Origin of the sequence: Mycobacterium dioxanotrophicus (assembly GCF_002157835.1) — a bacterium.
GTDB classification, from domain to species: Bacteria; Actinomycetota; Actinomycetes; order Mycobacteriales; family Mycobacteriaceae; genus Mycobacterium; species Mycobacterium dioxanotrophicus.
The window spans coordinates 7,571,763-7,595,921 of record NZ_CP020809.1; the positions used below are offsets into that span (position 1 = coordinate 7,571,763).

Here is a 24,159-nt window from a genome sequence, read left to right on the forward strand (position 1 = left end):
GACTTCGAGACCGGGTGTCACCCTGTCACCGCCCTCTGCAATGGTGCGTGCCGCACACAGAACGAAACAAAACTTGGGGAGTTTTGGCGTGAGTTCTTCTTTGACCGCTGTCCCAGCGGGGATGGACGCGTTCGCTGCGGCGAACGCCGGCGCGGGCGAGCTCATCAGTACTGCCGCGTCAGCTGATTCGGTGGCCATGCTGACGGCAGCGGCAGTGGCGATCGGCCCGATCGGGGCCACCTACCTGGCGGCGTTCGGGCCCGCGCAGGCCAACAACCTGGCGGGCACGCTGCTCGTCGGTGCGGTTCATGCCGGCGTCAGCGGCACCACGACGACCGCCAAGACCGCCCTGACCGCCGCCGATTCGACGTCGTCGGCCTAGGAATCGCTGTGGGTGCCACTCCTGCGCCGATCGTCACGGTAACCGGTCCCGACCAGGCGACGGCTCAATTTGCCCAGCAGTTACCGGGTTTCGATGCGAGCGCTGCCATAGCGGCTCAGGAACAGAACCTCAGCGAGTACCTCAACCGGCCGGTGCACGAGATTCTCGCGCAGCTGGGTTACCCGCCACAGCCGCACCCACCCGCACCCGATCAGCCGCCGGCCCAGCCCTCGAGCCCGATGGATCCGACCGCGCTCATCCAGCCGATCACCGATGCCCTTGGGACTCTGGGCACCGGCATGTTCCAGGCACTCGATCCCACCACCATGTTCCAAGGCATATCTCAGGCCTTCGACGCGTCGTCGGGCGATCTATCCACCGCCATGGGCAATCTGGCCGGCAACTGGGAAGGCGCAGGCGCAACCTCGGCGGCCGCAAAGACCGTGGCGGCCATGAAGAACGGTGCCGATCTCAGTACGCAGGCGCAGGCACTGCGCAGCTCGTTGACGGCGGCGGCCGCGGCCGTCAGTCAGACCGAAGCCCGGCTGATCGCGATCATCAACCAGTTCTTGGCGACGCTCGCCGCGATCGGCCCGAACATCATCTTCCCGTGGGGCTGGGCGGCAGTGGTGAACGCTGCGACGGATGCCGTGACCCAGGCTGTCGAGGCCATGACGGAGTTGCAATCCGAACTGTCCGGTCAGACCGCGCAGGTCACCGAAGCCGGCCGAGCGCTACCGGTGACCGATGCGCCGACGACGGCCGCGACCAGCGCCGCGCAGTCGGCTGCCCCCGCCGCAGCGTCGTCATCCGGTGGCACCCAGGGTCTTTCCGCGTTGATGAACAGCGTCAGCCAGGCCGCGCAACAGGGTACTCAGACGGCGTCGCAGTTGGCCTCGCAGCTCGCCGGTACCGGAGCCAAGCAGGGCGCCGGTGATCCGCTGGCGGCCGCGACACCGGCCATCATGCCGACCGCCGCCGGGTTGGCCCACGCATCCGGCGGCGGCAGCGCCGGTGGTGGCAGCGCGGGCGGTGGTTCAGCCCTGGGTGCGACGACCCTGGCGGCCCGATCCACGCCGCCGGTGCCGCCGGTCAGTGAGGACACCGCACGTGCCCTCGGGCCGGCCCGGACCGGTGCGGGTCTGACCGGAACGCCGATGATGGGCAGCCCGATGGCGCCGATGGCACATGGCGCCGGCGGCCGCCCCGGCGGGCATCACACCGCACCGGCGTTCCTGCACACGACTGAGCACGGAGACGAGATCCTCGGCGACCTCGGGGCCGCGGCGCCGCCGGTCATCGGGGAAGCCGAGCCGGTGAACACCAGGGGCACGTGAACGGCTGAATCGACCGGATTCGAAACTGATTGGGGGATGACGATGTCCGGATTATCCATCGAGACAGAGCAATTGACCGAGGTGGGAGCACGGCTCGACGCGATCGCCGGTCGCCTTTCCGACCTGCTGCAGGCCGAACGTACCCACCTGGACACCGTGCCGGTAGGTCGGGATGAGGTGTCGACGCGGGCGTCGTCGACGCTGAACACCGTCCACGCGTCGTACACAGAATCCGCGGAGGCAGGCATCGCCGAACTCCGGGAGATCGCCGCCGCCTTACGGACCAACACCGGCAAGGTGATCGACGCCGACGCGGAATTCACCGCCTGACCGGCAGCAGATTCGAGGGGTCCCGTCAAAGTGGGTTACACCGGTGTGGTGTGGGAGTCGCGCAGTGCCGAGCAGTTGGCACGCGACCTCACCGACGGTCCGGGACCGTCGTCGGTCGGCGACGCGGGCGCGGCGTGGGAGCGCGTTGCGACCGCGTTCGCGGCGGCCGCGGACGAGTACGACGAACTCCTCGATCGAATACGCATGTCGTGGGACAGCGCCCACACTCCGGCGGTGCTGACCCGCCTGCAGCAGCTCGGGGACTGGTTGCGGGCCAAGGCGCTCAACGCTGCCGCCAACGGGCAACGCGCCGAGGAGGCCGCCGTCGCCGCGACGACCGCGATCCTGTCCATGCCCAGTGTCAGCGAGGCTGTGGAGGCACGGGCGCAGCGCGACATGATGGCCTCGCTGGCGGCCTACAACGGCGCGGTTCTCAGCGGTCAGTTCGCCGAATTCGACGCCGCCGCAGCATCAGCCGAGGCGGACGCCGCGGCCGTCATGCACCGGTACGAGGACGCCATCGCGTCCCTGGCCGCCGCGTGGGACGAACCACCGCCGCCGTCGGTCGTCCACGGTGCCCATGCCGGTGCTGATCCGAAGGCCGACGCCACGGCCGGGTCCTCGGGCGCGGGCGCGTCCGGGCACGGTGGGGGTGGCGGCGCTGCTCCCGCCATGCCGCTGAACCCGCGCACCGCGCGGGATGTCGCGGGTTCCAAGGAGATTCAGTCCCCGCCTCGGGTGACCGCGGTGAGCGCGGCGTCGGCGTCCGGCTACGCCGGCGCACCGTACGCCCCGATGGCGGGGATGGCCCGCGGGTACGACGGCGGTCGCGACTACGAGTCGCAACGTCCACCGGAAGTTCTCGAGGGTGGCGGCGAAGCAAGTGCGGGCCTTTCGGCCACCCCGGCGTCGTGGCTGCCTGCCGCCCAATTCAACGACGAGCCGATCCTGCTGCAGACCACGGGGCCCGACACCACGTTCTTCGACGGTCTCGTCGATCCGGTGCCGCAGCCCGACACGCCAGACGAGACCCCGACCGCCTTGGAGCATGTCGCCGACCACCGGGTGGCTCCCGCAGTGATCGGCGGCGGGAGCCAAGACTCGTGAGCGCCACGGCCACATCGCTTTTCGAGCTCAACGACGATGAGCTCCACGCCCTCGGTACCCGGCTCGGTGTCGCCGATTTTCCGGTGGTGCTGGCCATGCGACCGCGGCATGGCACCATCGGCGCCCTTGAGCGGGCCTACGATGCCGCCGGCCGTAGCCTGACGTCGCGCGGGTTGCTCAGCAGCGGCGCGGTGCTCCCCGAACTCGCCGACCTCGTGCAGGTCCTGCGCCGACCGTCCTGCCAATTGGCAGTGCGCCTGGTCACGCCTGACGGCCTGGCCAGGCTCTGTGTCGCGCAGGCAGGGCACGTGAGCGTGTCGGCCCGGCGCATCGGAAACTGCGTCACGCTGCGTGCGCTCGATTCCCGGGCCGGCCGGGCCGGACTCATCCGCGCGGTACTGGCCGAACTACCCGCCGCCGGGCCGGCGTCGGTCGACGGATTCGGCGCACCGACCGCGGAGCTCACCGAGTGCCTAAACGGTGGTCACGAAGCCACGTACCTCGCCGACCGGCTGCGTGCGCTCGGCGCCGGGCACCACGTCGCCCTGGTGCTGGGTGCTGCGTTCGCGTCACGGGTCGCGTTCGGCGAGATCGTCTGTCACGCACTGGACCCATCGACTGACCGGATGATCCGCACACCCGGCGCGGTGGCCGTCTTCTACACCAGGCGCGGCAGGTTGGTGTCCGCGCCGAGCGTGTCGCCGACCGGCCAACTGTGGACCACCATCAAACCCGGATCGGATCATCACGTGGCGCAGGCCGTTTCACAACTGGCCGAGCTCGTACCGGCCGGGTGGGAGGGGGACGCCCAGTAGCCGACGGAAGAGTTGACACCACACACGTAGGAAGCCGTATCCGGTAGCACAACTCAGTACCAGACAGGAGAACCAGCAGATGGTCGTTGCACTCACCCCTCAGGAAGCAGCAGCCAAGATCACCCAGATCGATGAGGCCATGGGCCGCGCCCGCAGCATCGTCGCCAAGATGACCGGTGAGACCGAGACCATGGTCAGCGGGCCGTGGAACGGCGTCGCGGCAGGCAAGTTCAGCAGCATGAAAACCCAGCAGCACGACGAGTACAACGCGCTGATCCAGACGCTGACCAACATCGCCGAAAAGGGTAAGACCCACATCCACAGCATCGCCAACGCCGACCAGACCTAGACCCAGAAAGCGGGAACTCCCATGTCATTCGATGGCAGCACCATCAAGTACGACTTCGGGCAGAACCACATGCATCTCGACAGCCTCGACTCGGGACTGTCCGACGCCCGGGCCCTGCAGCAGGAAGTCGACACCGTGTTCAAGGTGCTCTACAGCGTCTACGAAGGCCAGGGTGCCCAGGCTCTGCAGAGTGCGCACCAGCAGCTCGCGAGTGTGATGGAGTCTGCGGTGCAGGAGATGACCGCGGGCAACCACCGCGGCCGCGACCAGCAGGACCTCATGGCGGCGCTGGACCGCGCCAACGCCGCTGATTTCTGATTCGGTCTCGAGTGGGGCGTTCGGCGATGCCCGGGCGCCCCACTCGTGTCATCGCCTGCGGTAGGCGACGTACACGGCCCACGCGAAAACCATTGTGGCCACGCATCCGCCGGCGACGGTGAACGAGATGGTCCGAGCCCGGGTGCTGACGGCATCCGGGAGCGGTGGCCCCGCGATCGGCGCCTCCACCCGAGGCACCAGCGGGTCCGCGGGCAGGCTCGAGCTCAATGCCGCGACCGGGTCGATCAGTCCGTAGCCCGTCGCAATGTTCGGCCCCGGGCCGGGGGTATGGGCGGTCAGTTTGATCCGGTCCATCACCTGTGCCGCGGTGAGTTGCGGGAACCTGGCCCGCACGAGTGCGGCGAGACCCGCGACATACGGTGCGGCATAGCTGGTTCCGTTGAGTGGCGCCAACCCTTGCTGGCCCACGATCGCATTCGTCAGGCCCGCGCCGGCAGGATTGAGGGACACCGCCTGCTCACCGGGTGCCGCCACCTGTATCCAGGGCCCGTGCAGGCTGAAATCCGACGGTTCGCCGTAGGGAGACAGGGCAGCGACGGTGAGCACATAATCGGTGAACCATGCCGGACTGGCCACCGTTCGCACTGTCCGCCACGCGGCCTGCACCGGCAGGTTCGGATCCGTCATCGTGTTCTGGGTTGCGCACGGACCCTGTTTGTCGACGTTGCCGGCCGCCGCGACCACCACCACGTTGCGGTCGAAGGCGTATCTCAGTGCTCGGCCCAGGTCGGCATCATCGATGCCGACCGAGGCGGGCGCACAGGCCAATTCGGACATGTTGATGACGGTGGCGCCGAGATCGACGGCCCGCGTCACGGCCAGTGCCAGCGTGTGGGTATTGCCGTAACCGGCAGGCCCGGTGCCTGGGGACACCGCGTTGCGATCGTCCTGCTGGCCGAACCCTTTGACCGCGAACGAGGCACTGTTCTGCCGGATCGACAGAATCGCGGCGTCGGGTGCCACACCCGCGAACGCGTCGGTGGGGCTGGGCTTCGCGGCGATGATCCCGGCGATGAGTGTGCCGTGCGCGTCGCAATCGGACAGCCCATCCCCGCCGGACACGTAGTCGCCGCCGGGTTCCAGCGCGGGCAGTCGTGGGTTGGGATTCACGCCGGTGTCGATGACAGCGACTTTCTGTCCCGCACCCGTCGAATACGCCCAGGCATCGCGGTATCGCAGCATGGCCTCCGCGATCGGGGCCATCGTGTAGTCCGTGCCCGGCCGCGTCCCGGTGACCGCGCACACCGTCTTCTGCTCGGTGGGGTCGGCGGGAGCTACCGGTCCAGCAGGCGGCGGTCCCGGGGGCACCACCGGTGGGTCGACGGCGAATGCTGCCGGGGTTTCGATCGATCCGACGATGACCAGCACCGCCAGCACGCCGAGAATCCGTCGGCCCTGTCTGTACCGGTGCACGGCTACCGGCCCAGCACGGCGTCGTACAACCCCACCACGCCCAGCGCCGCCGGGATGAGCGCGCCCACCGCGACGTAGCCGAGGTAGTCCAGCAGCAGTTCCCGCCGGTGTCGCAGCCTGGATCCGCTTGTGGTCGCCAGCACGCCGATCACCGCCCCGCCGACGAGAAGCGCCCCAAGGGCCGCCAGCCCGAGGATCATGGCAGGCAACGATCCGAAGGCCGCCGCCACCACTGCGCGCAGTACGACCGCCACACCGAACATGAGCAGCACCGCTCGGTCGGCGACGCTACGGGCTGTGCGGAGCCGCAGCGCAAAGACCATGCCGCACAGCATCGCAAAGGCCAGTGCGACCAAACTCGTCGCGCCGCGCGAGAGCATTTCAACGGCCAGCGCCAGGGTCAACCCCGCCGCGGTGTACAGCCCACACCGCACCGCAGTTGCCTCACGGCCGCGCCGCATCACCTCCTCGGCGCTGGGCACCGTGTCGGCGAGGACACGGTCTGGCCCGGTGCGGTTCCGCTCGGTATCGAAGGGATCGGCGAATTCATCGGTCTGCCCCACAGCACCGGCCGTGCCGCGCACCACGAATCGGTCCCAACCCCTCGTGAACCACGGCACCGCGTAACCCAACGCGAGTGCGGCGAGGCACACCGTGACCCCGAGTTGCTGGTCGGAGACCTCGAATGCGGTACGCAAGGCCCATGCGGTGCCTGCCAGCGCTGCGAAGCCTCCGCCGGCCAAGAATCCCCAACGTCCGGTGCCAATCAACCGGTAGCAGGCGTAGTTCAGCGCGACGACGCCCGCACAGCTCGCCACGACGCCCCAGCCGCCGACACCGGCGAAGCTCACCCGCAGCGCTCCGAAGCCGACCAGCATTGCCGCCCAACCGAAACCCGCCGCGATCCAGTCCGACCGATAGATCCGCCGGGCCACCGTCGCGGCCGCCACCAGGGCCAGCACGCCGGCCACATCGCACCCGACAACTTGCCGATCGGCGAACCGCAGGTCGACCGACATCCACAACAGGATCCCGGCGCAGGCATAGAGCGCGACCATTGCCATCACAGCCGCCGACGTCGGTCCCCATGCTGCTGATGCGGCCCGATTGAGTTGCGCGGCAGCGTCGACCACATCGTCGTAGAGAGCCGGCGGCTGCAATGTGCGCTGTGCAGTCAAATAGAGCATGTCTCCGTGCCGGACCCCGGCCTCGCGGAGTGTGACATCGGCAGGCAGGGCTGCCCCGCCGGGTGTGTGCAGGACGGTGCGCGACGTCAGCTCGGGACCGGCCGCGGCCGGTTCGTCCTCCGTGCGCTCACGCTGCGCGATCAGCCCCGCGAGATACGGTGTGGCATCGGCGATTCTGACGTCAGCCGGCAACGTGATGTCGAGCTGGGTGCCCCCGCCCAACACCGCGATGCGGAGGTGCTCAGGTACCGGTGACACCGTCTGGATCGGGGTGAGCTCGTCGACGCCGGTCGGCCGGTTCTGAGGGACGGTCACAGGTCGGCCATCCGGGACAACTGAATGACGCCGCCGGGCATGGTCCGCGACACCAGGTAGCCGCGCCCGGGCGGCATGTCCGTGGGTTTGACCCCGCCGAACAAGGTGCCCTCCTCACGCGAGCCACTCATGATCAGTGCGTTGCAGGAGAGGTCTTTGAGCCTGCCCAGGAACGGGTCGAAGATGGCCCGGCCGGCTCCGCCACTGCGCCTGGTCACCACGACCCGCAGGCCGACATCCCTTGCCTGGGTGAGGAATTCGGCGATCGGAGCCAGGGGATGGTTCATGGTGCTGACCGCGACCAGGTCGTAGTCGTCGATCAAGACGTAGAGATCCGGGCCGGACCACCACGACCGGTCCCGCAGCTGCTGCTGCGTGATGTCCGCCGGGGGCAGTCGCTGCTGCAATATCTCGGCGACGCTCATCATGAGTTCACCGCAGGACGGCGCCGAGGTGGCGTAACCCGCGAGGTGCTCGGTCTCCACGGCTCCGAGCAACGATCGACGGTAGTCGACCAGATAGATCTTGGCCTGTTCGGGCGAGCTGTTCTCCAGCACACCCTGGGCGACCGTGCGCAGGAAGTTGGTCTTACCGGACTGCACGTCGGCGAGTGCGACGAAGTGCGGCTGGACGTCGAAATCCACGACAACCGGCGCCAATTCGGCTTCATCGATGCCGATCGCGACGCGACCGTGGCCGAGCAGACCGCGTTGCACGGCCGCCTGGACCACCGGCGCACGCTCGAGGTCGTGGGGCAGCATCCGCACGTGCGGTGCCGACCGGTCACCGTACTGCGCGGCGATCGCATCGGCAGATCGGGACACACCGTCGGGCAAATCGTCCACCGTCGAGGCCGAGTCCAGTCGGGGCAGACCTATGAGCAGATGCAGCTTGTCTCGGGACACGCCGCGGCCCGGAGCGCCAATCGGCACCAATTCGGCTACCTTACGGCCCATTTCACTGTCGACCGGATCGCCGAGCCGCAGCTCAACGCGGGTGCCGAGCATATCCTTGACCGCTGGCCTGATCTCCATCCAGCGGGTCGCCGACACCGCGAGGTGGATACCGTAGGAGAGACCCTGTACCGCCAGTGACTGCAGTTGTGGTTCCAGGGCCTCGAAGTCGCTGCGAATCGAACTCCACCCGTCGACCACCAGGACCACGTCGCCGAACGGATCGGCCGCCAGCGGATCGCGGACCGCCTCGGCCGGCGGCAGCTCAGCCAAAGCTGCTTTCCGCCTGCGGTATTCGCGCATCGATTCGATACCTGCAGCGCGGAACAGCGCCTCACGCCGGCGGAGCAGACTGGTCATCTCGGCCACGGTGCGGCGGATCCGGTCGGCGTCCAGCCGGCCGGCGACCGAGCCCACATGCGGCAGCCGCGACAAGCCGGCCAGCGTCCCGCCACCGAAATCCAGGCAGTAGAACTGCAATTGCTCGGGTGTGTGGGTCACCGCCGCGGCCATGATCAGGGTACGCAGCGCCGTCGACTTCCCGGACTGCGGGCCGCCCACCACCACGAAATTGCCCTCCGCCCCGGACAGGTCGACTGTGAGGACGTCGCGGCGCTGATCGTAGGGGCGGTCGATGATGCCCAGTGGCATGTTCAAGCGGCCGTCCAGATTCAGCGGTGAGCTCCAGTCGGCGGCGGGTAGCAGTTCGTTGATCGCCGGGCTGTCGTCCAGCGGCGGCAACCACACTTCATGCGCCGGCCTGCCGTGCCCGGTGAGACGGCTGACGACCACGTCGAGCAGGGTGGTCTTGACCGGCGTGGGAGATCCGCAGTCGTCGACGGGCTCGAGTTCGGTGAGCGGCGGTTCGGGGTCGGCGGCGACCACTGCGGCGGTGAACAGTCTGGGGCGTTGACCCCGCCCCACGCGCGGTCGGTGCGACACCGCCCGTGGCTTGACGTATTCACCTGAGACATAACAGGTGTTGAACCGCGTCGGCTCGTCGGCGTCACATTTGAGAAACGCTGAACCCGGCACGCTGGGCAGGTGGTACGCGTCCGGTACGCCGAGCACACTGCGGGATTCACCCGCCGAGAACGTCTTGAGGCCGATGCGGTAGGAGAGGTGCGAATCCAGCCCGCGCAGTTTGCCCTCCTCGAGGCGCTGCGAGGCCAGCAGCAGATGGATGTGCAAGGACCGGCCCAACCGTCCGATCATGACGAAAAGCTCAGCGAAGTCGGGCTTCTGCGACAGCAGTTCGGAGAACTCGTCGACCACGATGAACAGTGCGGGCAGCGGGTCCAGGTCAGCCCCGTTGGCGCGGGCCCGTTCGTACTCGGTGACGCCTGCGAAGTTGCCCGCCGTGCGCAGCAGTTCCTGGCGGCGGTTCATCTCACCGGCCAGCGCGTCCTGCATGCGGTCGACCATGGTCAGCTCGTCCTCGAGGTTGGTGATCACCGCCGCGACGTGCGGTGCCGCATCCAGACCGAGAAACGTTGCACCGCCTTTGAAGTCGACGAGTACGAGATTGAGCACCTCCGGCGAGTGCGACGTGATCATCGCCAGCACCAGGGTGCGCAGGAACTCTGACTTTCCCGAACCGGTCGCACCGATGCACAGGCCGTGCGGCCCCATGCCGCCCTCGGCGGACTCCTTGATGTCGAGTTCCAGCGGCTGCCCGTTGGGCGTGTAGCCGATCGGCACCCGCAGGCGCTCGCGCGGTGAGCGTTTGCGCCAGACCTCTTCCGGCACGATCTCGGCCGCGTCGGGAATGTTGAGCAGGGTCATCAGGCCCGGATCGGTCGAGCGGTGCTCCGATTCCAAGCTGACGATGTGAGCGGCGTTGGCCGGCCGGTACCGGCCGATTCCCCGCGCGCACGCCTCCGCTTCGGCGATGCTCAACCGGTCGGGGGTTGCGAATCGTTCGACGTCGGCTGCGGTGCGGGCAGCGATCCACTCCGGTTCGACGACCAGATGCAAACCGCCCTTGGCCGAGATCCGCTGGGCGGGGGCGTTGAGGTCCAGCAGGGTGGTGTTCTCCATGCCGGCCTCGGTGGCGAGCCGCTCATCGCCTGCGACGTAGCCGTCGTCGAGCACGACCACGAGATGTTTGGTGCCCTGGTTCAGCGGCATGGTGCGGCTGAACCGGCCGCGTTGGCCCAGTTCCGGAGCCATCGCGATCTCGAGCTCGCGCAGCGAGGAGAACAGCATCCGGGACGTGCCGAGGCCGTCGGTGTCCGTGGCGTGTTGGGTCTGCGGCAACCACTTCATCCACTGCCAGTTCTCGCCGTCCGGATTGGCGGTCACCACCGCGATCATCACATGTTCCGGGCCGTGGAATGCAGCCAGTTCCAACAGCATCGAACGGACCAGCTCACGCGTGCGTCCCGGCTCGCCGTCGAAGTCGACGATGGGGAACGCCCGCAGCGACACCGCCGTCGGCATGGCGTGGGCCACCGAGTGGGTCCTGACGAAGCGGCGCAGCGCCACCGTGGACACCGGCTCGAGATCCTCGGAGGGGCCGGTCTCGGGTGCCAGTAGTCGGGTGGCCAACCGGTGGGTGCCGATGCCGAGCCGGACATGGCAGAAGTCGCTATCGACCGGGCGCCGCTCCCACATGCGCCTGGTGCCGACCACATCCGGCAGCGAGCGGGGATCCGGATGACTCCATTCCAGCGCGCGACGCTGCTCGTCGGCGGTCCGCTCGGCGTCGTCACGCAGATTCGACAGATAACGGAAGTAGTCCTTGCGCTCCTCGTTGAGTTCAGCCGCGGCCTTGCCGGAGCGCCCGCCGCCACCCATAACATCCCGACCATGGAGAGCACCATCATCATCGGGAACATCATCATCATCGGGTTGGTGGCCATGTTGCGGCCGCCCACGGTGAACATCAACGCGATCATGCCGACCACCGCGATCACCATGACGACGGGTAGCAGCCGCATCAACACGTTGCCCGGTATGACGCGCGGTACCTCCGGCGGCGCCTGAAGATTGACCTCGCCACCCGGCATCCGCGGCGCAGCAACGCGTGCGCGACGAACGAAACCCTGTGTCCCCACCAACGTCCCCTGCTGCCAAGTGAAATTCTGCAGCTGCTAGTTTCCAGACATCACCATACTGACCGCGCGAAGAATGGGTCGCCTCTGATGACCTCTCCGTCCCCACTTCCGCTGCCGGCGGATCTGGAGTTTCCGACCGGCGCCGAGCAGTCCGGTCTGCTCCGGGTGACGGTTCTGGTCGGCGGTTTACGCCTGGACATGGGCCTACCCGGCGACATCGAAATAGGCGGCTACATAAGCGATCTACTGGATATCGCCTCCGGTGAACTATCTGCGCGCGGGCACGGTGACACCCGCTTCGACGTCACCGCCGACCGGTGGAGTCTCGCTCCTCTCGGCGGCGCGGTGATCGACCCGGAACACTCCTTGACGTCGGCAGATGTCTACGACGGCGATGTGCTGATCGTTCGCGGCACCTCCACCGTATCGGTGCCCATGTTGTTCGACGACGTCGAGCACGACGCCTCGCCGCCGCCGATATTGCTGTGGTTGAGCGCGCACCGAACACCGTTGGCGGCGTTCGCTGTTGCCTTTGTCGCGGCGGTGATCTGGGCCTGCCTGCTGCCCCAGCTGAGCCTGGGGATCGGCGCCGCCGCGGCCACGCTGGGCGTCGGGTTGACGTTTATCGCAGCGGGCTGTGTGGCGTCTCGTCGCACGGATGTGCTGCTGCCGTCGATCGCGCTGCCGCTCATCGCAATTCCGTTGTTGTTCATCGGATCTTTGTGCATTGTTCCCAATGGCTTTGCCGTTCCGGCACTTCCGATGGCGTTCGCGGTGATCGCCCTGGCCGCACAACTGGCGCTGCAGGTCTGCCGCACCGGGCAGGTGTTTCACAGCTTCGTGATCGCGCTGGCGATACTGGGTGGGCTCATCTCGGTGGTGGTCAATGTGTGGCACCCGCAGGCCCGGGTCCTCGGCGCCGCGGTGGCAACGGTCGCGGTGGTGGTGCTGTACCTCGCGCCACGGGTCACCATCCTGCTGGCCCGGTTGCCGCTGCCGCGCGTACCGACCGCCGGCGAGCCGCTGGACGACATCGACACCCACGGCGGCATCACCGTCGACGGTGTCGGGGCGGTGGGTTTACAGGCGATCCCGACCGAAGAGCATCTGCTCGAGCGGGTCAGGCTCGCCAATGACTATCTCACCGGGATTCTGATCAGCGCCGGGCTCACGGCCGCCTCCGGGTGCTACCTGGCGCTGGATACCTCCGATGGATTCTCGTGGCAGGGGCCCGCATTCGCGGTGGCAGTCGCGACGGCGTTGTGCCTGCGCGGCCGCAGCCACCATGGCCTCGTCCAGTCCGCCACTCTGATCGCCTCCGGGCTGGGCATCGCCGTACTGTTGATCATCGAGACCGCGGCGCAGGGCTGGGAGCTGCAAACCGGGTTCGCGGCGCTGGCGTTGGCGGGATTGTCGGCGCTCTGCGGGATCGTCGCACCGCGCCTGGAGTTCTCGCCGGTCATGCGGCGCTGGGTCGAACTGCTGGAATACCTGGCGATCGCCATGGTGTTCCCGCTGTGTTTCTGGATCGTGGGCTTGTATTCGTATGTGCGGGCGTTGCGGCTGTAGTCCTCAGGACGCGGGCACCGGGACCACGCTGCCTGCCGCGTCGGCCTGCATACCGTCGTGAGCGATGAGCGCCGCGTCGCGGGACAGTTCCGGGCCTGCCGGCAACAACGAGATCACCGACCACGGTGCCAATTGCGGTGTGGAGCCCTGTGCTCCGTCGGGGCCGTCCGAACCGTGCACGCCGAGTGCCGCAGCCGCGGCGGTGTCCTTGACGTGAAACCGCTGGCCGGTATCGGCGATGTAGAACAGTTGCCCCATGGCTTCGGCGTCGGGCTGCATACCCACCGCACGGACGTACTCTCCGGTGCCCGGCTTGAAGTACACCGCGTCCAGCGCAGGCCCACTGCCGTCCGCACCGGCCAGCGGCACGGTCGCGGCCTGCTCCGCAATGGGCAGGGTGCGGCCCACGATCAGCTGGGTCGCCGCCGTTGTGTCGGTGCTGCCGCGTCGCCAGGTGAAGCACACCACGGGATCAGCTCGCACGCCGGCCACCCTCGGGACAACGGTCGGGTAGTGGCCGACAGCGAGCCGTTGCACCTTGGGCACAGCGGTAAGCACTGCGGGGGAGAGGCTTTCGGTTTCCTGCCGTGCGGACGCGTCGCCATATCGGATGATGTCGGCGGTCGCCGCGGTGACGGGCTGTACGCCGTCGGACAGCACGACGTACAACTGTTCACCTGAGGTATCCGAAGTCTTCACGATCGAGCCGACATGCACGGTGTCGGGCAGGGGTGCCGGTGCCGACGCACCCGCATCGGGCACAGTGATCGCAGTAATGGGTGCTACCAACGGAAATGCGTTGAGCAGTCCCACGGATACGTCGCGAACTTCGACCGCGGTGAGGTGCAGCGCGTTCATCAGCACCGGATCGGTGACGTCGATGGGCGCCCGCACACCGTCGAACAGCAGGTAGTGCTTGTTGTCGGCACGCACCAGCGCGGCCTCCGACGCGGCCGCGGTATGTGTATCGCTGCTCAGTGCGGTGGGACCGGCAATCACCGTCGTGCGCACCACGCGGCTGCCGGTACCTTGTATCGCCGACGGGAATTCCGTTGTGTCACAGACTGTCCAGCCGGAGTTCACCGAATCGACACCGGGTGCGATGGCCAGGGGCGCACCGACGATACCCACTACCGGGCCACGGTCGAGGGCGGCCAACTTTTTGTCATCGACCACCACGGGGGCCTCACTGCTCCCGGTGATGAGGCGTGCCGATGCCAGATTGAGGGCCGGATATGCGCGGTCGCCGATGCGAACGAAGATGGCGCCGTTGGACTTACTGAGCAGGATGTGGGCGTTGCCAACGGCTGGAGAGGGTTTGAAAAACGCCAGCACACCGCACGCGCCGACGATGATCAACGCGATAACCAAACCGACCAGCAGGGAACGTGTTTGGCCGCGCATCGGATCGTGGATCATCCGGGAGTCACCGCGGATCAGGGCATGCTCGAGCCGGCGCAGCAGGAAGCGGTACCCGTTGACCTGCGCTCTCGTGGTGATCTGCGCCGGCACTCGCGTTCCCCCCGTCGGATCGGCGGCCGGAGCCGACTTTACACTGGCCCCAACTACTTCTCACGGTGCTTCTCGACCCTGAAGACAGGACTCGTCACTGTGGCTCAAACCCTCGCGTCATTCCGTCAGAAGACGTCAAACCATCTGCCGCCGAACCCTTTTGCGGCGTCCTCGCAGATCCTGCCGCAGCGCATTCTGCCGCAGGCAGAGCTGATCCGGCTCGAAATCGTGCTGGCTCTCGGCGTCATCACATATCTGTGGACCGGTTGGCCGTGGTGGGCGTGCGCTGGGTTATCCGCACTGGTGATGTTGTTGTTGACAGTGCGCCGACGCGGTACGGGGCTGGTGCGGGCGGTGACGGCCCGGTGGGTGTATCGCCGGGCCCGTAGCCGGCGGTCGGCGTATGTCGACGTCCCGGCGGCGTTCGACTACGCCGGCGCAGACGACGTCACATACGGATTCCGGTGGGACGGGCGGACGGTCATCACCGTCATCGGTATCGAGGACAACCCGGAGGATCTCACGGTGCTCGAGCCAGGGTCGACGGTCTCCGGGGAGATGGTTCGGCTGGGTGTGCTGGTGGATTGCTTGCGGCAGTTCGATGTGGAACTCGATACGGTCGACGTGATCAGCCACGGTTCGCGTTCGCAGGGCCACACCCCGGTCGCGCATGTCTACGATGCTGTGCTCGGTCCGCTGCCCGCGATCGCACACCGCTCGGTATGGGTGGTCATCCGGTTCGATCCGACCCGGTGCCCACAGGCGGTGGGCCTACGCGGTGGCGGTCAGTCGGGAATTCTGCGCACCGCGGCGGTGGCCACCCGCCGGGTCGCAAACCGGCTGAGCGAATGTGGTCTGCGCGCCCGGGTGCTCACCGCTGCCGAAATTGGCCAGGCCGTCGGTCAGCTGTGCGGTGGCGCGAATCTGGCCAATCTGCACGAGGATTGGCAGTACTGCTCTGACGGCAACTACCGGATGACCAGCTTCGGGCTGTCCCGGGATATGTTGACGACACAGGCCCTCGGCGAATTGTGGACCGTGCCCAGCTACGCGACCACCGTGGCGATCTCGCTGCGCAACGTCTCGGCCGAGCGGGTGGGCGTCACCGGCACCGTGCGATTCGACTCGTTCGGACCGCTTCCCCGCACCGGTATCGCTGCGGTGACCGCACTTCCGGGACGGCAGTTCCTAGCGCTGATGTCGAGCCTGCCGATGCCCCGGCCAGAGCGGGACATCACCGAGTGCAGTTTCGGCGGCCCGAGTACGGACTTTGACGGCCTCGACATCCCGGCCGCAGGCTGTGGTCAGGTGATCGGCGCCGACCGCGCGGGCCGCGCGGTTGCCCTGCCGCTGTTCGGGCCGCGGATCGGCCGCGTCGAGATCCGTGGTTCATTGCACCTGGCACAGCAGGTGGTGCTGCGGGCGCTGGCGCTCGGCGCGCGAGTCCTCGTCCGCACCAACCGTTCCGGTCAGTGGCGAGAAATGGTCGGCAATGTCGATGACAACCGGCTGCTGTGGGTCAGCGATTTCAACCGGGGTTCGCTCCAAGCTGGGGCCGACCGGAACTACACGCTCGAGGTGTTCGACGGTGTCATCGAATCGGCCGTCCGCAGTGGCGTGACTGCGATGGTGGTCGTGCCGCCGAGGGGACCCGTGACGACACTGCCGGATGGAACGGACGTCCTGCTCGAGGAACTGCAAGACGGCTCGGACCGGGTCGTCGTGCGGACGGGCTCGGCCTCGGCCGTGGTGTCGATCGTCGCGACGGCCGACGAGCTCCGGTACATCGGGCGCTCCTTACAGACCCGGTAGGCGTCCCTCGCCGCCGCGCGGGTAGTTGCGGCTCGGATCCGGCCCGGCACCGCCGCCGCCTTGCCCACGATCCGGTTGCACCGGCATGGTCTGTCCCCAGCCGCCGGGAGATTCGTGCGACGGGGCCTGCCGTGCAGGTTGTGCTCCGCCTCCGGCGGGGGATGCGGGCGGGACGAAATCCGGGTGGTCGCGGTATCCGGGTGGCGGGCCCTGCTGCGGCGCATGCTGTTGCGGCGCATGTTGCTGCGGCGCGTTCTGACCGGCTTGTTGACCCTGCCCGTAGGACATGCTGCGCTGCGACGGGCCACCGACGCCGAAACGTGTGGTCACTTCGCCGAAGTCGCGGTGAGCGGGCGGATGTTGTTCATGCGGCCCCGGATCCGGATGCGCCGGTTGCTCGGGTAGCGTCTTGGTGGCCCGCACCGCGAGAACGGCCACCACGGTCTGCGCCAGGGCCAGCACGACGATGACGTAGAGCGCCCAGCCGACTCCAGTCTCCGGCGGCGGATTCAGCAGTCCTACCACCAGGCCCATCGCGACCGCCAGAAAGCCGAAGGCCGACAGCACCGCGGCGATGATGCGGTAGTGGTGCGCGGGCACCTTGGTGCCGGGGATCGCCAGCAAGCCTGCCAGAAGCAAGGCAAGCCCGCCCGCGCCGGTCCAGGTGGCGATCGGCTGGGCAGCCAGCACGTCGGCACTTCTGCCGGTGTACACCGGACCGGCCTGCATACCGAACCCGATGACCGCCAACGCGGTGACACCCAGAACGCCCGGCGCCGTCAGGTCACGCGCTACCGGTTGGACGGTTATCGGATCGCCGATACCCATTGGTTGGCCCGGGTACGCCATGGTGGTCCTCCTCGCGGCAGCTGTCCACTCGAATCGAACCTAGCGCACCAGGCGGTGACTGCTGGGAAACTTCGCGGGGCGTGCTGGTGTCGGCCGTGCCGGCTAGACGTCGAGGAAGCGGACGTCCTTGGCGTTACGGGTGATGAAGCTGCGCCGGGCCTCGACGTCCTCGCCCATGAGGATCGAGAACAGTTCGTCGGCCGCGGCCGCGTCGTCGAGCGTCACCTGGCGCAACACCCGCACGCTCGGGTCCATGGTGGTCTCCCACAGTTCCTTGGCGTCCATCTCACCAAGGCCCTTGTAGCGCTGGATGCCGTCGTCCTTGTTGATCTTCTTGCCCGACGCCAGACCGGCCTCGAGCAGACCGTCGCGCTCGCGGTCCGAGTAGGCGAACTCGGGCTCCTGACGCTGCCACTTCAGTTTGTACAGCGGCGGCTGGGCCAGGAAGATGTGCCCGTTCTCCACCAGCGGCTTCATGAACCGGAACAGCAGCGTCAGCAGCAGCGTCGAGATGTGCTGGCCGTCGACATCGGCGTCGGCCATCAGCACGATCTTGTGATAGCGCAGCTTGGAGATGTCGAACTCGTCGTGGATACCGGTGCCGAGCGCGGTGATGATGGCCTGGACTTCGGTGTTCTTCAAAACCCGGTCGATGCGCGCCTTTTCGACGTTGATGATCTTTCCGCGCAGCGGCAGGATCGCCTGGAACATCGAGTCGCGACCACTCTTGGCCGAACCGCCGGCCGAATCACCCTCCACCACATACAGTTCCGACTTGCTCGGATCGGTGGAGCGGCAGTCGGCCAGCTTGCCGGGCAGCCCGCCGATGTCGGTGGCGCTCTTGCGCCGCACCAGCTCACGCGCCTTACGCGCGGCGATCCGCGCCTGAGCCGACGAAACCGCTTTGTTCACAACGGTTTTGGCCTCAGCAGGATTCGCCTCGAACCAGTGCGTCAACTGCTCGTTGCAGATCTTCTGCACGAACGACTTGACCTCGGTATTGCCGAGCTTGGTCTTGGTCTGGCCCTCGAACTGCGGCTGGGCGACCTTCACCGAGATCACCGCGGCCAACCCCTCGCGGATGTCGTCACCGGTGAGGTTCGGGTCTTTGTCCTTGAGGAGCTTCTTGTCCTTGGCGTACTTGTTCACCACGCTCGTCAACGCCGAGCGGAAGCCCTCTTCGTGGGTACCGCCCTCGTGGGTGTTGATGGTGTTGGCGAAGGTGTGCACCGATTCCGAATAGCCGGCGTTCCACTGCATCGCGATCTCGACCTCGTGCCCCTCACCCTTGCCGTCGAAGTCGATGACACTGGGTTGGATCGCGGTCTTCGTCCGGTTGATGTGCTTGACGAAGTCGACCAGACCACCGGGGTAGTGGAAGGTGCGGTGCTTGACCTTGTGCGGGGCGGCCGCCTCGGCGGCCTTCTCGTCGGCGGTCTTGGGAGCGGCGGCCGTGTCGGAGACGACCTCGTCGACGACCTGTTCCGGGGTGACCCGCTCATCGGTGAGCTCGATGGTCAGACCCTTGTTGAGGAACGCCATCTCCTGCAGCCGCCGGGCGATGGTCTCGAAATCGTAGTCAGTGGTTTCGAACACATTGGGATCTGCCCAGAAGCGGATGGTGGTTCCGGTCTTCTTGGTTTTTTCACCCTGCTTGAGCGTCCCGGGCACCGAATTCTCATAGGTCTGGAACCACTCGAAGCCGTCGCGCCGAATGTCGGCCTCTAGCCGCGTCGACAGGGCGTTGACCACAGATACACCGACGCCGTGCAGACCACCGGACACCTGATAGGCGCCTTCTTCGAACTTTCCGCCCGCGTGCAGGACGGTCATCACGACGTCCACGGTCGGCACACCCGTGGCGTGCATCGCGACGGGGATACCACGGCCGTCGTCGGTGACCTGAACGCCGCCGTCCTCGAGAATGCGCACGTCAACCTTGGTCGCGAAGCCTGCCATCGCCTCGTCGACGGCGTTGTCCACGACTTCCCACACCAAGTGGTGCAGACCGCGTTCACCGGTGGAACCGATGTACATACCGGGCCGTTTGCGGACCGCTTCGAGGCCCTCGAGCACCTTGATCGAATCGGCACCGTACTGATCTTGGGCAGCCACGTTGGACGGGTCTCCTTGGGGTTCACGGGAGGCGGTGGATGCACCACCTCAGATCCTCGAACAGTCTACCGTCAACCGACGCCAGCACCGATCCTACGGCGATGTTTTCACCTATCTATATGCGCCGTGCGCTGAATTTCACGGCATCGGGTGCGTGAGGACGCCCCCGGTGCTCGTCTCGCACCGCCTCGGCGCTCTCAGCGGAACACCCGGGAGCCTCAGCCGTAGGTGTCGCGCGGACCGCGGCCCGGAACGCTGCGCGGGCCTTTGCGCCAGGACGGACCCACCGGCCCGACGATCTTGAGCGACTTCACCACACCGTCGCCGACCGCCGCGGCGATCTTGGCGAGCAGCTGGGCCTGCACCATCCGCAGCTGCGTGGCCCACGCCGTCGACTCCGCCGACACCGTCAACACCCCGTCGTTGAGCCCGGTGGGATTGGCGTGATCGGCGATCTGGTCACCGACCACCGCACGCCAGCGGCCGAACACCGCACCCTCGGACACCCGCGTCGACCAGCCGCGGGACTTCGCGAGATCCTGCGACGCCACCCCGAGGAGTTGGGGATCACGGCGGTCCGGGCCCGGCCCCGACCAGCTCCGCCGCGACCGGCCACCACCGGCCACGCGACGTACCGGCGCCGCGCGGCCACGCCCGACATCCTTGCCCTGGCTGCGGGCCGCTCCGCGCGCCTCCTCGAGTGTGCGCCGCACCAGGTCCATGCCGCGCAGACCGGCGAGATGTTCGGGCGGGAACGGAGTGGCGTCGTCGGGCGCGTCGTCGTCAGTCACTGCTGCACCACCGAAATTCGTCCGTTTTCGCCATCGATCATCCGGATCTCGACGCGGCGGGCATCCCAGTCCTCCGGAATGTCCTCACTCACCGCGGCGGTGACGAGCACCTGCTCGGCTGCGGCGGCGACACCGGCGAGCGCGCGGCGCCGCGACACGTCGAGCTCGGCGAAGACGTCGTCGAGCAGCAGCACCGGCTCCGCGCCGTCGGCGCGCAACAGCTCGTAGGCCCCGAGCCGCAGTGCCAACGCCATCGACCACGATTCCCCATGGCTGGCAAAGCCTTTCGCGGGCTGGTCGCCGAGCCGCAACTCTAGATCGTCGCGGTGCGGGCCGACCAGACACACCCCGCGCTCGAGTTCGGCGTCGCGGCGGCGGGCCAGCCCGTCCAGCAGTGCGGCCTCGTAGAACTCGACCGATTCCGGACCGGGTGCATTCTCGATCGCCTCGACCGAACTGCGGTAGCGGATCGCGGCGGGCCGCGACGCCGGAGCCAGCAACTGGTAGGCCTTCTGTACTTCCGGATGCAGTTGCTCGACGAGTTTCACGCGCGCCGCGATCAACGCAGCGCCGTGCGCGGCCAGGTGACCGTCCCACACCTCGAGGGTGCTCAACACGCTGGTATCACCCCGATAGCGTGCTCCCGCAGCGGTTTTCAACAATGCGGTGCGCTGGCGCACCACCTTGTCATAGTCGGCGCGCACCCCCGCGATCGCCGGACGACACGTCGTGGCGAGTTCGTCGAGGTAGCGGCGCCGTTCCCCCGGGTCACCGCGTACCAGCGCGAGGTCCTCCGGGCTGAACAACACCGCGCGCAACACTCCGAGCACTTCGCGCGGGCTGCGGACCGGAGACCGGTTGAGCCGGGCCTTGTTGGCCCGGCCCGTGGTGATCTCGAGGTCCACGGCAAGTTCACGCCCGTCGTTGACGACGATGGTCGAGACCACGGCACGCTCCGCACCGGCCCGGATCAACGGCGCGTCGGTGGCGACCCTGTGAGATCCGAGCGTTGCCGAATACCACAGGGCTTCAACCAGATTCGTCTTTCCGAAACCGTTGGGACCGACGAATACGGTCCGGCCCGGCTCGAGGTCCACGTCGGCGTGCGCCCAGGACCGGAAATCGGTCAAGGTCAGGTGGCGGGCGTACACGGCCACACCTCCCGTGCCATTTCGCCCGCGCACCTGCGCGCTGCGTGCGCCCCGTCGGGCAGGATCACCCGGACTCGCTGATCCTCTGCACGGCGTGTCCACCGAACTGGTTACGCAGCGCCGCCACCGCTTTCATGGTGGGGGAGTCCTCTTGCCTCGAGGCGAACCGCGCGAACAGCGACGCGGCGATCACCGGCATCGGCACACGGTGGTGGATCGCCTCTTCGACAGTCCACCGGCCTTCGCCGGAATCCTCTGTGTAGCCGGTGATCTCGTCGAACCCGGGGTCTTCCTTGAGCGCCTTGGCCAGGAGTTCCTGCAGCCACGACCGCACCACCGTACCGTTGGACCAGGCCTGGATCACCGCCTGCGGGCTCTTGATCAGGTCCTCGGCCGCCAGCAACTCGTAGCCCTCGGCGTAGGCGTGCATCAAGCCGTACTCGATGCCGTTGTGCACCATCTTGGCGTAGTGCCCGGCACCCACCGGCCCGGCGTGCACGAATCCGTCGGCGAGTTCACCGGCCGGGCGCAGGGTGTCGAAGATCGGCATGGCCCTGGCCACATCCTCATCGCTGCCGCCGACCATCAGGCCGTAGCCTTCGGTCAGGCCCCACACGCCACCGGACACCCCGGCGTCGATGTAAGCAATACCCTTCTCGCCCAACAGCTTTGCGTGCGGGCCATCCTCGGTGTAGCGGGAGTTGCCGCCATCGATCACCAGGTCACCCGGGCTGAGCACGTCGGCCAGCGACACGATGGTCTGGTCGGTGATGGTGCCCGACGGGACCATCACCCAGACCACTCGAGGCGCGGTGAGCTCCGCCGCCAGGTCCGCCAGGCTGGCCACATCGCTGACCTCGGGGCGCGGGTCGTAGCCGATGACCTCGTGACCGCCCTTGCGGAGTCGCTCACGCATGTTGTAGCCCATCTTGCCCAGGCCGATCAGCCCCAGTTGCATGTGGGTTCCTCTTTCGCCGGGCCGGTCAGCCAGGAAGGCGCACCGGCATCAACAAGTACACGTAATCGGTGTGTGCAGCCGGGAACGGCCCACCTCCACCGGTCCCATCATCGTCGCCCGCCGGCCGCAACACTGCGGGACGGCTGGGTGTCGTGAAGCCGAATGTCACACGTTCGGAGCGCAACGAGCCCAACCCGTCGGTCAGGTAGGTCGGGTTGAACGCGATGGTGAGCGGCTCGCCCGCGAACGAGACCGGCAGATCCTCCTCGGCCCGACCGACGTCGTCGGCCCCGGCCGACAGCCGCAGCACGTCTTCGGCGAACTCCATGCGGATCTGCGCCCCGCGGTCGGCCACCAGGGCGACACGCTTGATGGCCTCGGTCAGCTCTGCGACGCCGATGGTCGCCACCGCGGTGTGCTCGGTGGGCAGCAACTGGCGGAACTTGGGGAATTCCGCGTCGAGCAGGCGGGTGGTGCTGCGTTTGCCGTTACTGCGGATGCCCAGCAGGCCGTCCTTGCCGACCGACGGCCCCGACCCGAGCGACAGGTGCACCTCGGTGCCGTCGGTGCCGGCCTTGGCCGCCTCGGCCAGCGTCTTCGCGGGCACCAGCACCGCAGCCTCGACGTCGGCCGCGGTGGCCACCCAGGTGAGCTCCCGAACTGCCAACCGGAACCGGTCCGTGGCAGCCAAAACGACTGATTCCCCGGAGATTTCGACGCGGATGCCGGTCAGCATCGGCAGCGTGTCATCCCGGCCGGCGGCCACGGCGACCTGTCCGATGGCCTCGGCGAACAGATCGGAGGCCACCACCCCGGTCTCGTCCGGCAGCGCGGGCAGAGCCGGGTAGTCCTCGACCGCCAAGGTGGGCAGCGAGAACCGGGCACTTCCGCAGGTCAGCGCGACGCGGGTGCCTTCCACGCTGATGTCCACGGGCTTGCCCGGCAGTGCCTTGGTGATGTCCGAGAGCAGCCGACCGGACACCAAAACGCTTCCCGGAGAAGCGATTTCAGCAGCAACCCGGACCTCTGCGGAGACTTCGTAGTCGAAGCCGGAGATGGTCAGTCCGTCATCGGTGCCGGTGAGAAGCACACCGGCCAGTACCGGGATGGTGGGCCGGCTCGGCAGGTTACGGGCCACCCAGGCCACCGCGTCCGCGAAGTCCTCGCGTACCACGCGAAACTTCAGGTCGGTCAGCCCAGCCGTCGTCGTCGACACGTCTTATGCGCCCCTTCGAATAATCCCCACAATGAGCTCTAACCAGCGGTTTCTCATCGATGCTGCGCAGCATCATGCCACGCGAGCACGCTGGAGAAACCGTCGTCGAAGAACCACCGTAGAGCTTTCCGCATGAACTTGAAAGCTAATCGATCGGGGTGACCTCGAAGGACACCGGGCATGCGAGGCGAGCCTCGAGCCGAGATGTCCCCAACAGGCTTCTTCTAAGAAGAATTATGAGTAGATATTTGAGTAACAGTAATAGGGACTGTGGAATCTGGGGATGAAGCGGTGTAAGCCCAGTACCGCCGGTGTGTCGCGATGTGAGTCGGCTGTGGAGACCGGTGGCCCGCCGCCGGCGCCATTGTGGAGAACTCGAGCCGTGTGGATGGTTCCCCCGAAAATCCTGTGATTTGCCCGCAGGTTGTGCACAGCGCTGTCCACAGGATTTTGGCGCGCGTGACTGTGACCGCTGACTCAGCTGTGACAAAAGTTGTTGTTCGGATCGGTCGCATCCTGAGCAGGCGTGACCACGATGTGGGACGCCAAATGAGCACAAAAAGACACCGAGAGTGTCGGGGGAGTGTCGGGCGGGCGGCG

The 24,159-nt window shown here is 67.4% G+C and carries 18 protein-coding genes and 1 pseudogene; 9 read left to right on the plus strand and 10 right to left on the minus strand.

Annotated elements, in window-relative coordinates; all coding sequences use genetic code 11:
• The first annotated feature begins 88 nt into the window (after nucleotides 1-88).
• The 7 genes from BTO20_RS36510 to BTO20_RS36540 all read left to right on the plus strand — a co-directional run bounded on the left by BTO20_RS36510 (nucleotide 89) and on the right by BTO20_RS36540 (nucleotide 4,638).
• The gene (locus BTO20_RS36510; protein ID WP_087081350.1) at nucleotides 89-382 is read left to right on the plus strand and encodes a hypothetical protein; all 294 of its coding nucleotides are present in this window, start codon (nucleotides 89-91) and stop codon (nucleotides 380-382) included.
• An 8-nt stretch (nucleotides 383-390) separates the two neighbouring features.
• Nucleotides 391-1,719 carry a WXG100 family type VII secretion target gene (locus tag BTO20_RS36515; RefSeq protein ID WP_087081352.1) on the plus strand — a complete coding sequence of 443 codons (1,329 nt, stop codon included), beginning with the start codon at nucleotides 391-393 and terminating at the stop codon, nucleotides 1,717-1,719.
• 42 nt (nucleotides 1,720-1,761) lie between these two features.
• Nucleotides 1,762-2,049: a PE family protein gene (locus BTO20_RS36520; protein ID WP_157680417.1), complete on the plus strand. Its 288-nt coding sequence runs from the start codon at nucleotides 1,762-1,764 to the stop codon at nucleotides 2,047-2,049.
• Nucleotides 2,050-2,079: 30 nt separating this feature from the next.
• Entirely contained in the window at nucleotides 2,080-3,156 is a 1,077-nt protein-coding gene (locus BTO20_RS36525) for a PPE domain-containing protein (RefSeq protein ID WP_087081356.1), read from the plus strand.
• Nucleotides 3,153-3,971 (plus strand): ESX secretion-associated protein EspG, encoded by an 819-nt coding sequence (locus tag BTO20_RS36530; protein WP_087081358.1) that lies wholly within the window; start codon nucleotides 3,153-3,155, stop codon nucleotides 3,969-3,971. Before BTO20_RS36525 ends, BTO20_RS36530 begins: the two co-directional genes overlap by 4 nt.
• Before the next feature lie 79 nt (nucleotides 3,972-4,050).
• Nucleotides 4,051-4,320, plus strand: coding sequence for a WXG100 family type VII secretion target (locus tag BTO20_RS36535; RefSeq protein WP_087081360.1), 270 nt, complete (start codon nucleotides 4,051-4,053; stop codon nucleotides 4,318-4,320).
• 21 nt (nucleotides 4,321-4,341) lie between these two features.
• Complete coding sequence (locus BTO20_RS36540; RefSeq protein ID WP_064942906.1) at nucleotides 4,342-4,638, plus strand: hypothetical protein; 297 nt, start codon at nucleotides 4,342-4,344, stop codon at nucleotides 4,636-4,638.
• Between the two features lie 48 nt (nucleotides 4,639-4,686).
• On the opposite strand, the gene mycP is transcribed toward BTO20_RS36540, so the two are convergent.
• The 3 genes and pseudogenes from mycP to eccCa form a co-directional block, all read right to left on the minus strand.
• Nucleotides 4,687-6,072, minus strand: coding sequence for a type VII secretion-associated serine protease mycosin (gene mycP, locus BTO20_RS36545; protein WP_087081362.1), 1,386 nt, complete (start codon nucleotides 6,070-6,072; stop codon nucleotides 4,687-4,689).
• A gap of 2 nt (nucleotides 6,073-6,074) precedes the next feature.
• On the minus strand, nucleotides 6,075-7,574 hold the full coding sequence (eccD, locus tag BTO20_RS36550) for a type VII secretion integral membrane protein EccD (protein WP_087081364.1): 1,500 nt from the start codon (nucleotides 7,572-7,574) through the stop codon (nucleotides 6,075-6,077).
• Nucleotides 7,571-11,586, minus strand: a pseudogene (gene eccCa, locus BTO20_RS36555) (type VII secretion protein EccCa). The gene eccD (BTO20_RS36550) and the pseudogene eccCa overlap by 4 nt, the downstream one beginning before the upstream one ends.
• A gap of 87 nt (nucleotides 11,587-11,673) precedes the next feature.
• Here eccCa and eccD (BTO20_RS36560) point away from each other — a divergent pair.
• The gene (eccD, locus tag BTO20_RS36560) at nucleotides 11,674-13,155 is read left to right on the plus strand and encodes a type VII secretion integral membrane protein EccD (RefSeq protein ID WP_087081366.1); all 1,482 of its coding nucleotides are present in this window, start codon (nucleotides 11,674-11,676) and stop codon (nucleotides 13,153-13,155) included.
• Nucleotides 13,156-13,158: 3 nt separating this feature from the next.
• Here the strand turns inward: eccD (BTO20_RS36560) and eccB are convergent, their stop codons facing one another.
• Nucleotides 13,159-14,667 (minus strand): type VII secretion protein EccB, encoded by a 1,509-nt coding sequence (gene eccB / locus BTO20_RS36565; RefSeq protein ID WP_087081368.1) that lies wholly within the window; start codon nucleotides 14,665-14,667, stop codon nucleotides 13,159-13,161.
• A 99-nt stretch (nucleotides 14,668-14,766) separates the two neighbouring features.
• Here eccB and eccE point away from each other — a divergent pair, with 99 nt between their 5' ends.
• Complete coding sequence (gene eccE, locus BTO20_RS36570) at nucleotides 14,767-16,479, plus strand: type VII secretion protein EccE (RefSeq protein ID WP_232490979.1); 1,713 nt, start codon at nucleotides 14,767-14,769, stop codon at nucleotides 16,477-16,479.
• On the opposite strand, the gene BTO20_RS36575 is transcribed toward eccE, so the two are convergent.
• From BTO20_RS36575 to dnaN, 6 genes are all read right to left on the minus strand, one after another.
• Nucleotides 16,465-17,328 carry a DUF5336 domain-containing protein gene (locus BTO20_RS36575; RefSeq protein ID WP_087081370.1) on the minus strand — a complete coding sequence of 288 codons (864 nt, stop codon included), beginning with the start codon at nucleotides 17,326-17,328 and terminating at the stop codon, nucleotides 16,465-16,467. The genes eccE and BTO20_RS36575 overlap by 15 nt on opposite strands.
• 102 nt (nucleotides 17,329-17,430) lie before the next feature.
• Nucleotides 17,431-19,443 (minus strand): DNA topoisomerase (ATP-hydrolyzing) subunit B, encoded by a 2,013-nt coding sequence (gene gyrB / locus BTO20_RS36580; protein ID WP_087081373.1) that lies wholly within the window; start codon nucleotides 19,441-19,443, stop codon nucleotides 17,431-17,433.
• Nucleotides 19,444-19,661: 218 nt separating this feature from the next.
• Nucleotides 19,662-20,234: a DUF721 family protein gene (locus BTO20_RS36585; RefSeq protein WP_087081375.1), complete on the minus strand. Its 573-nt coding sequence runs from the start codon at nucleotides 20,232-20,234 to the stop codon at nucleotides 19,662-19,664.
• Nucleotides 20,231-21,385 carry a DNA replication/repair protein RecF gene (recF, locus tag BTO20_RS36590; protein WP_087083205.1) on the minus strand — a complete coding sequence of 385 codons (1,155 nt, stop codon included), beginning with the start codon at nucleotides 21,383-21,385 and terminating at the stop codon, nucleotides 20,231-20,233. Before recF ends, BTO20_RS36585 begins: the two co-directional genes overlap by 4 nt.
• Before the next feature lie 64 nt (nucleotides 21,386-21,449).
• Nucleotides 21,450-22,343 carry a phosphogluconate dehydrogenase (NAD(+)-dependent, decarboxylating) gene (gene gnd / locus BTO20_RS36595; protein WP_087073584.1) on the minus strand — a complete coding sequence of 298 codons (894 nt, stop codon included), beginning with the start codon at nucleotides 22,341-22,343 and terminating at the stop codon, nucleotides 21,450-21,452.
• A gap of 25 nt (nucleotides 22,344-22,368) precedes the next feature.
• The gene (dnaN, locus tag BTO20_RS36600; protein ID WP_087081377.1) at nucleotides 22,369-23,559 is read right to left on the minus strand and encodes a DNA polymerase III subunit beta; all 1,191 of its coding nucleotides are present in this window, start codon (nucleotides 23,557-23,559) and stop codon (nucleotides 22,369-22,371) included.
• Nucleotides 23,560-24,159: the final 600 nt, after the last annotated feature.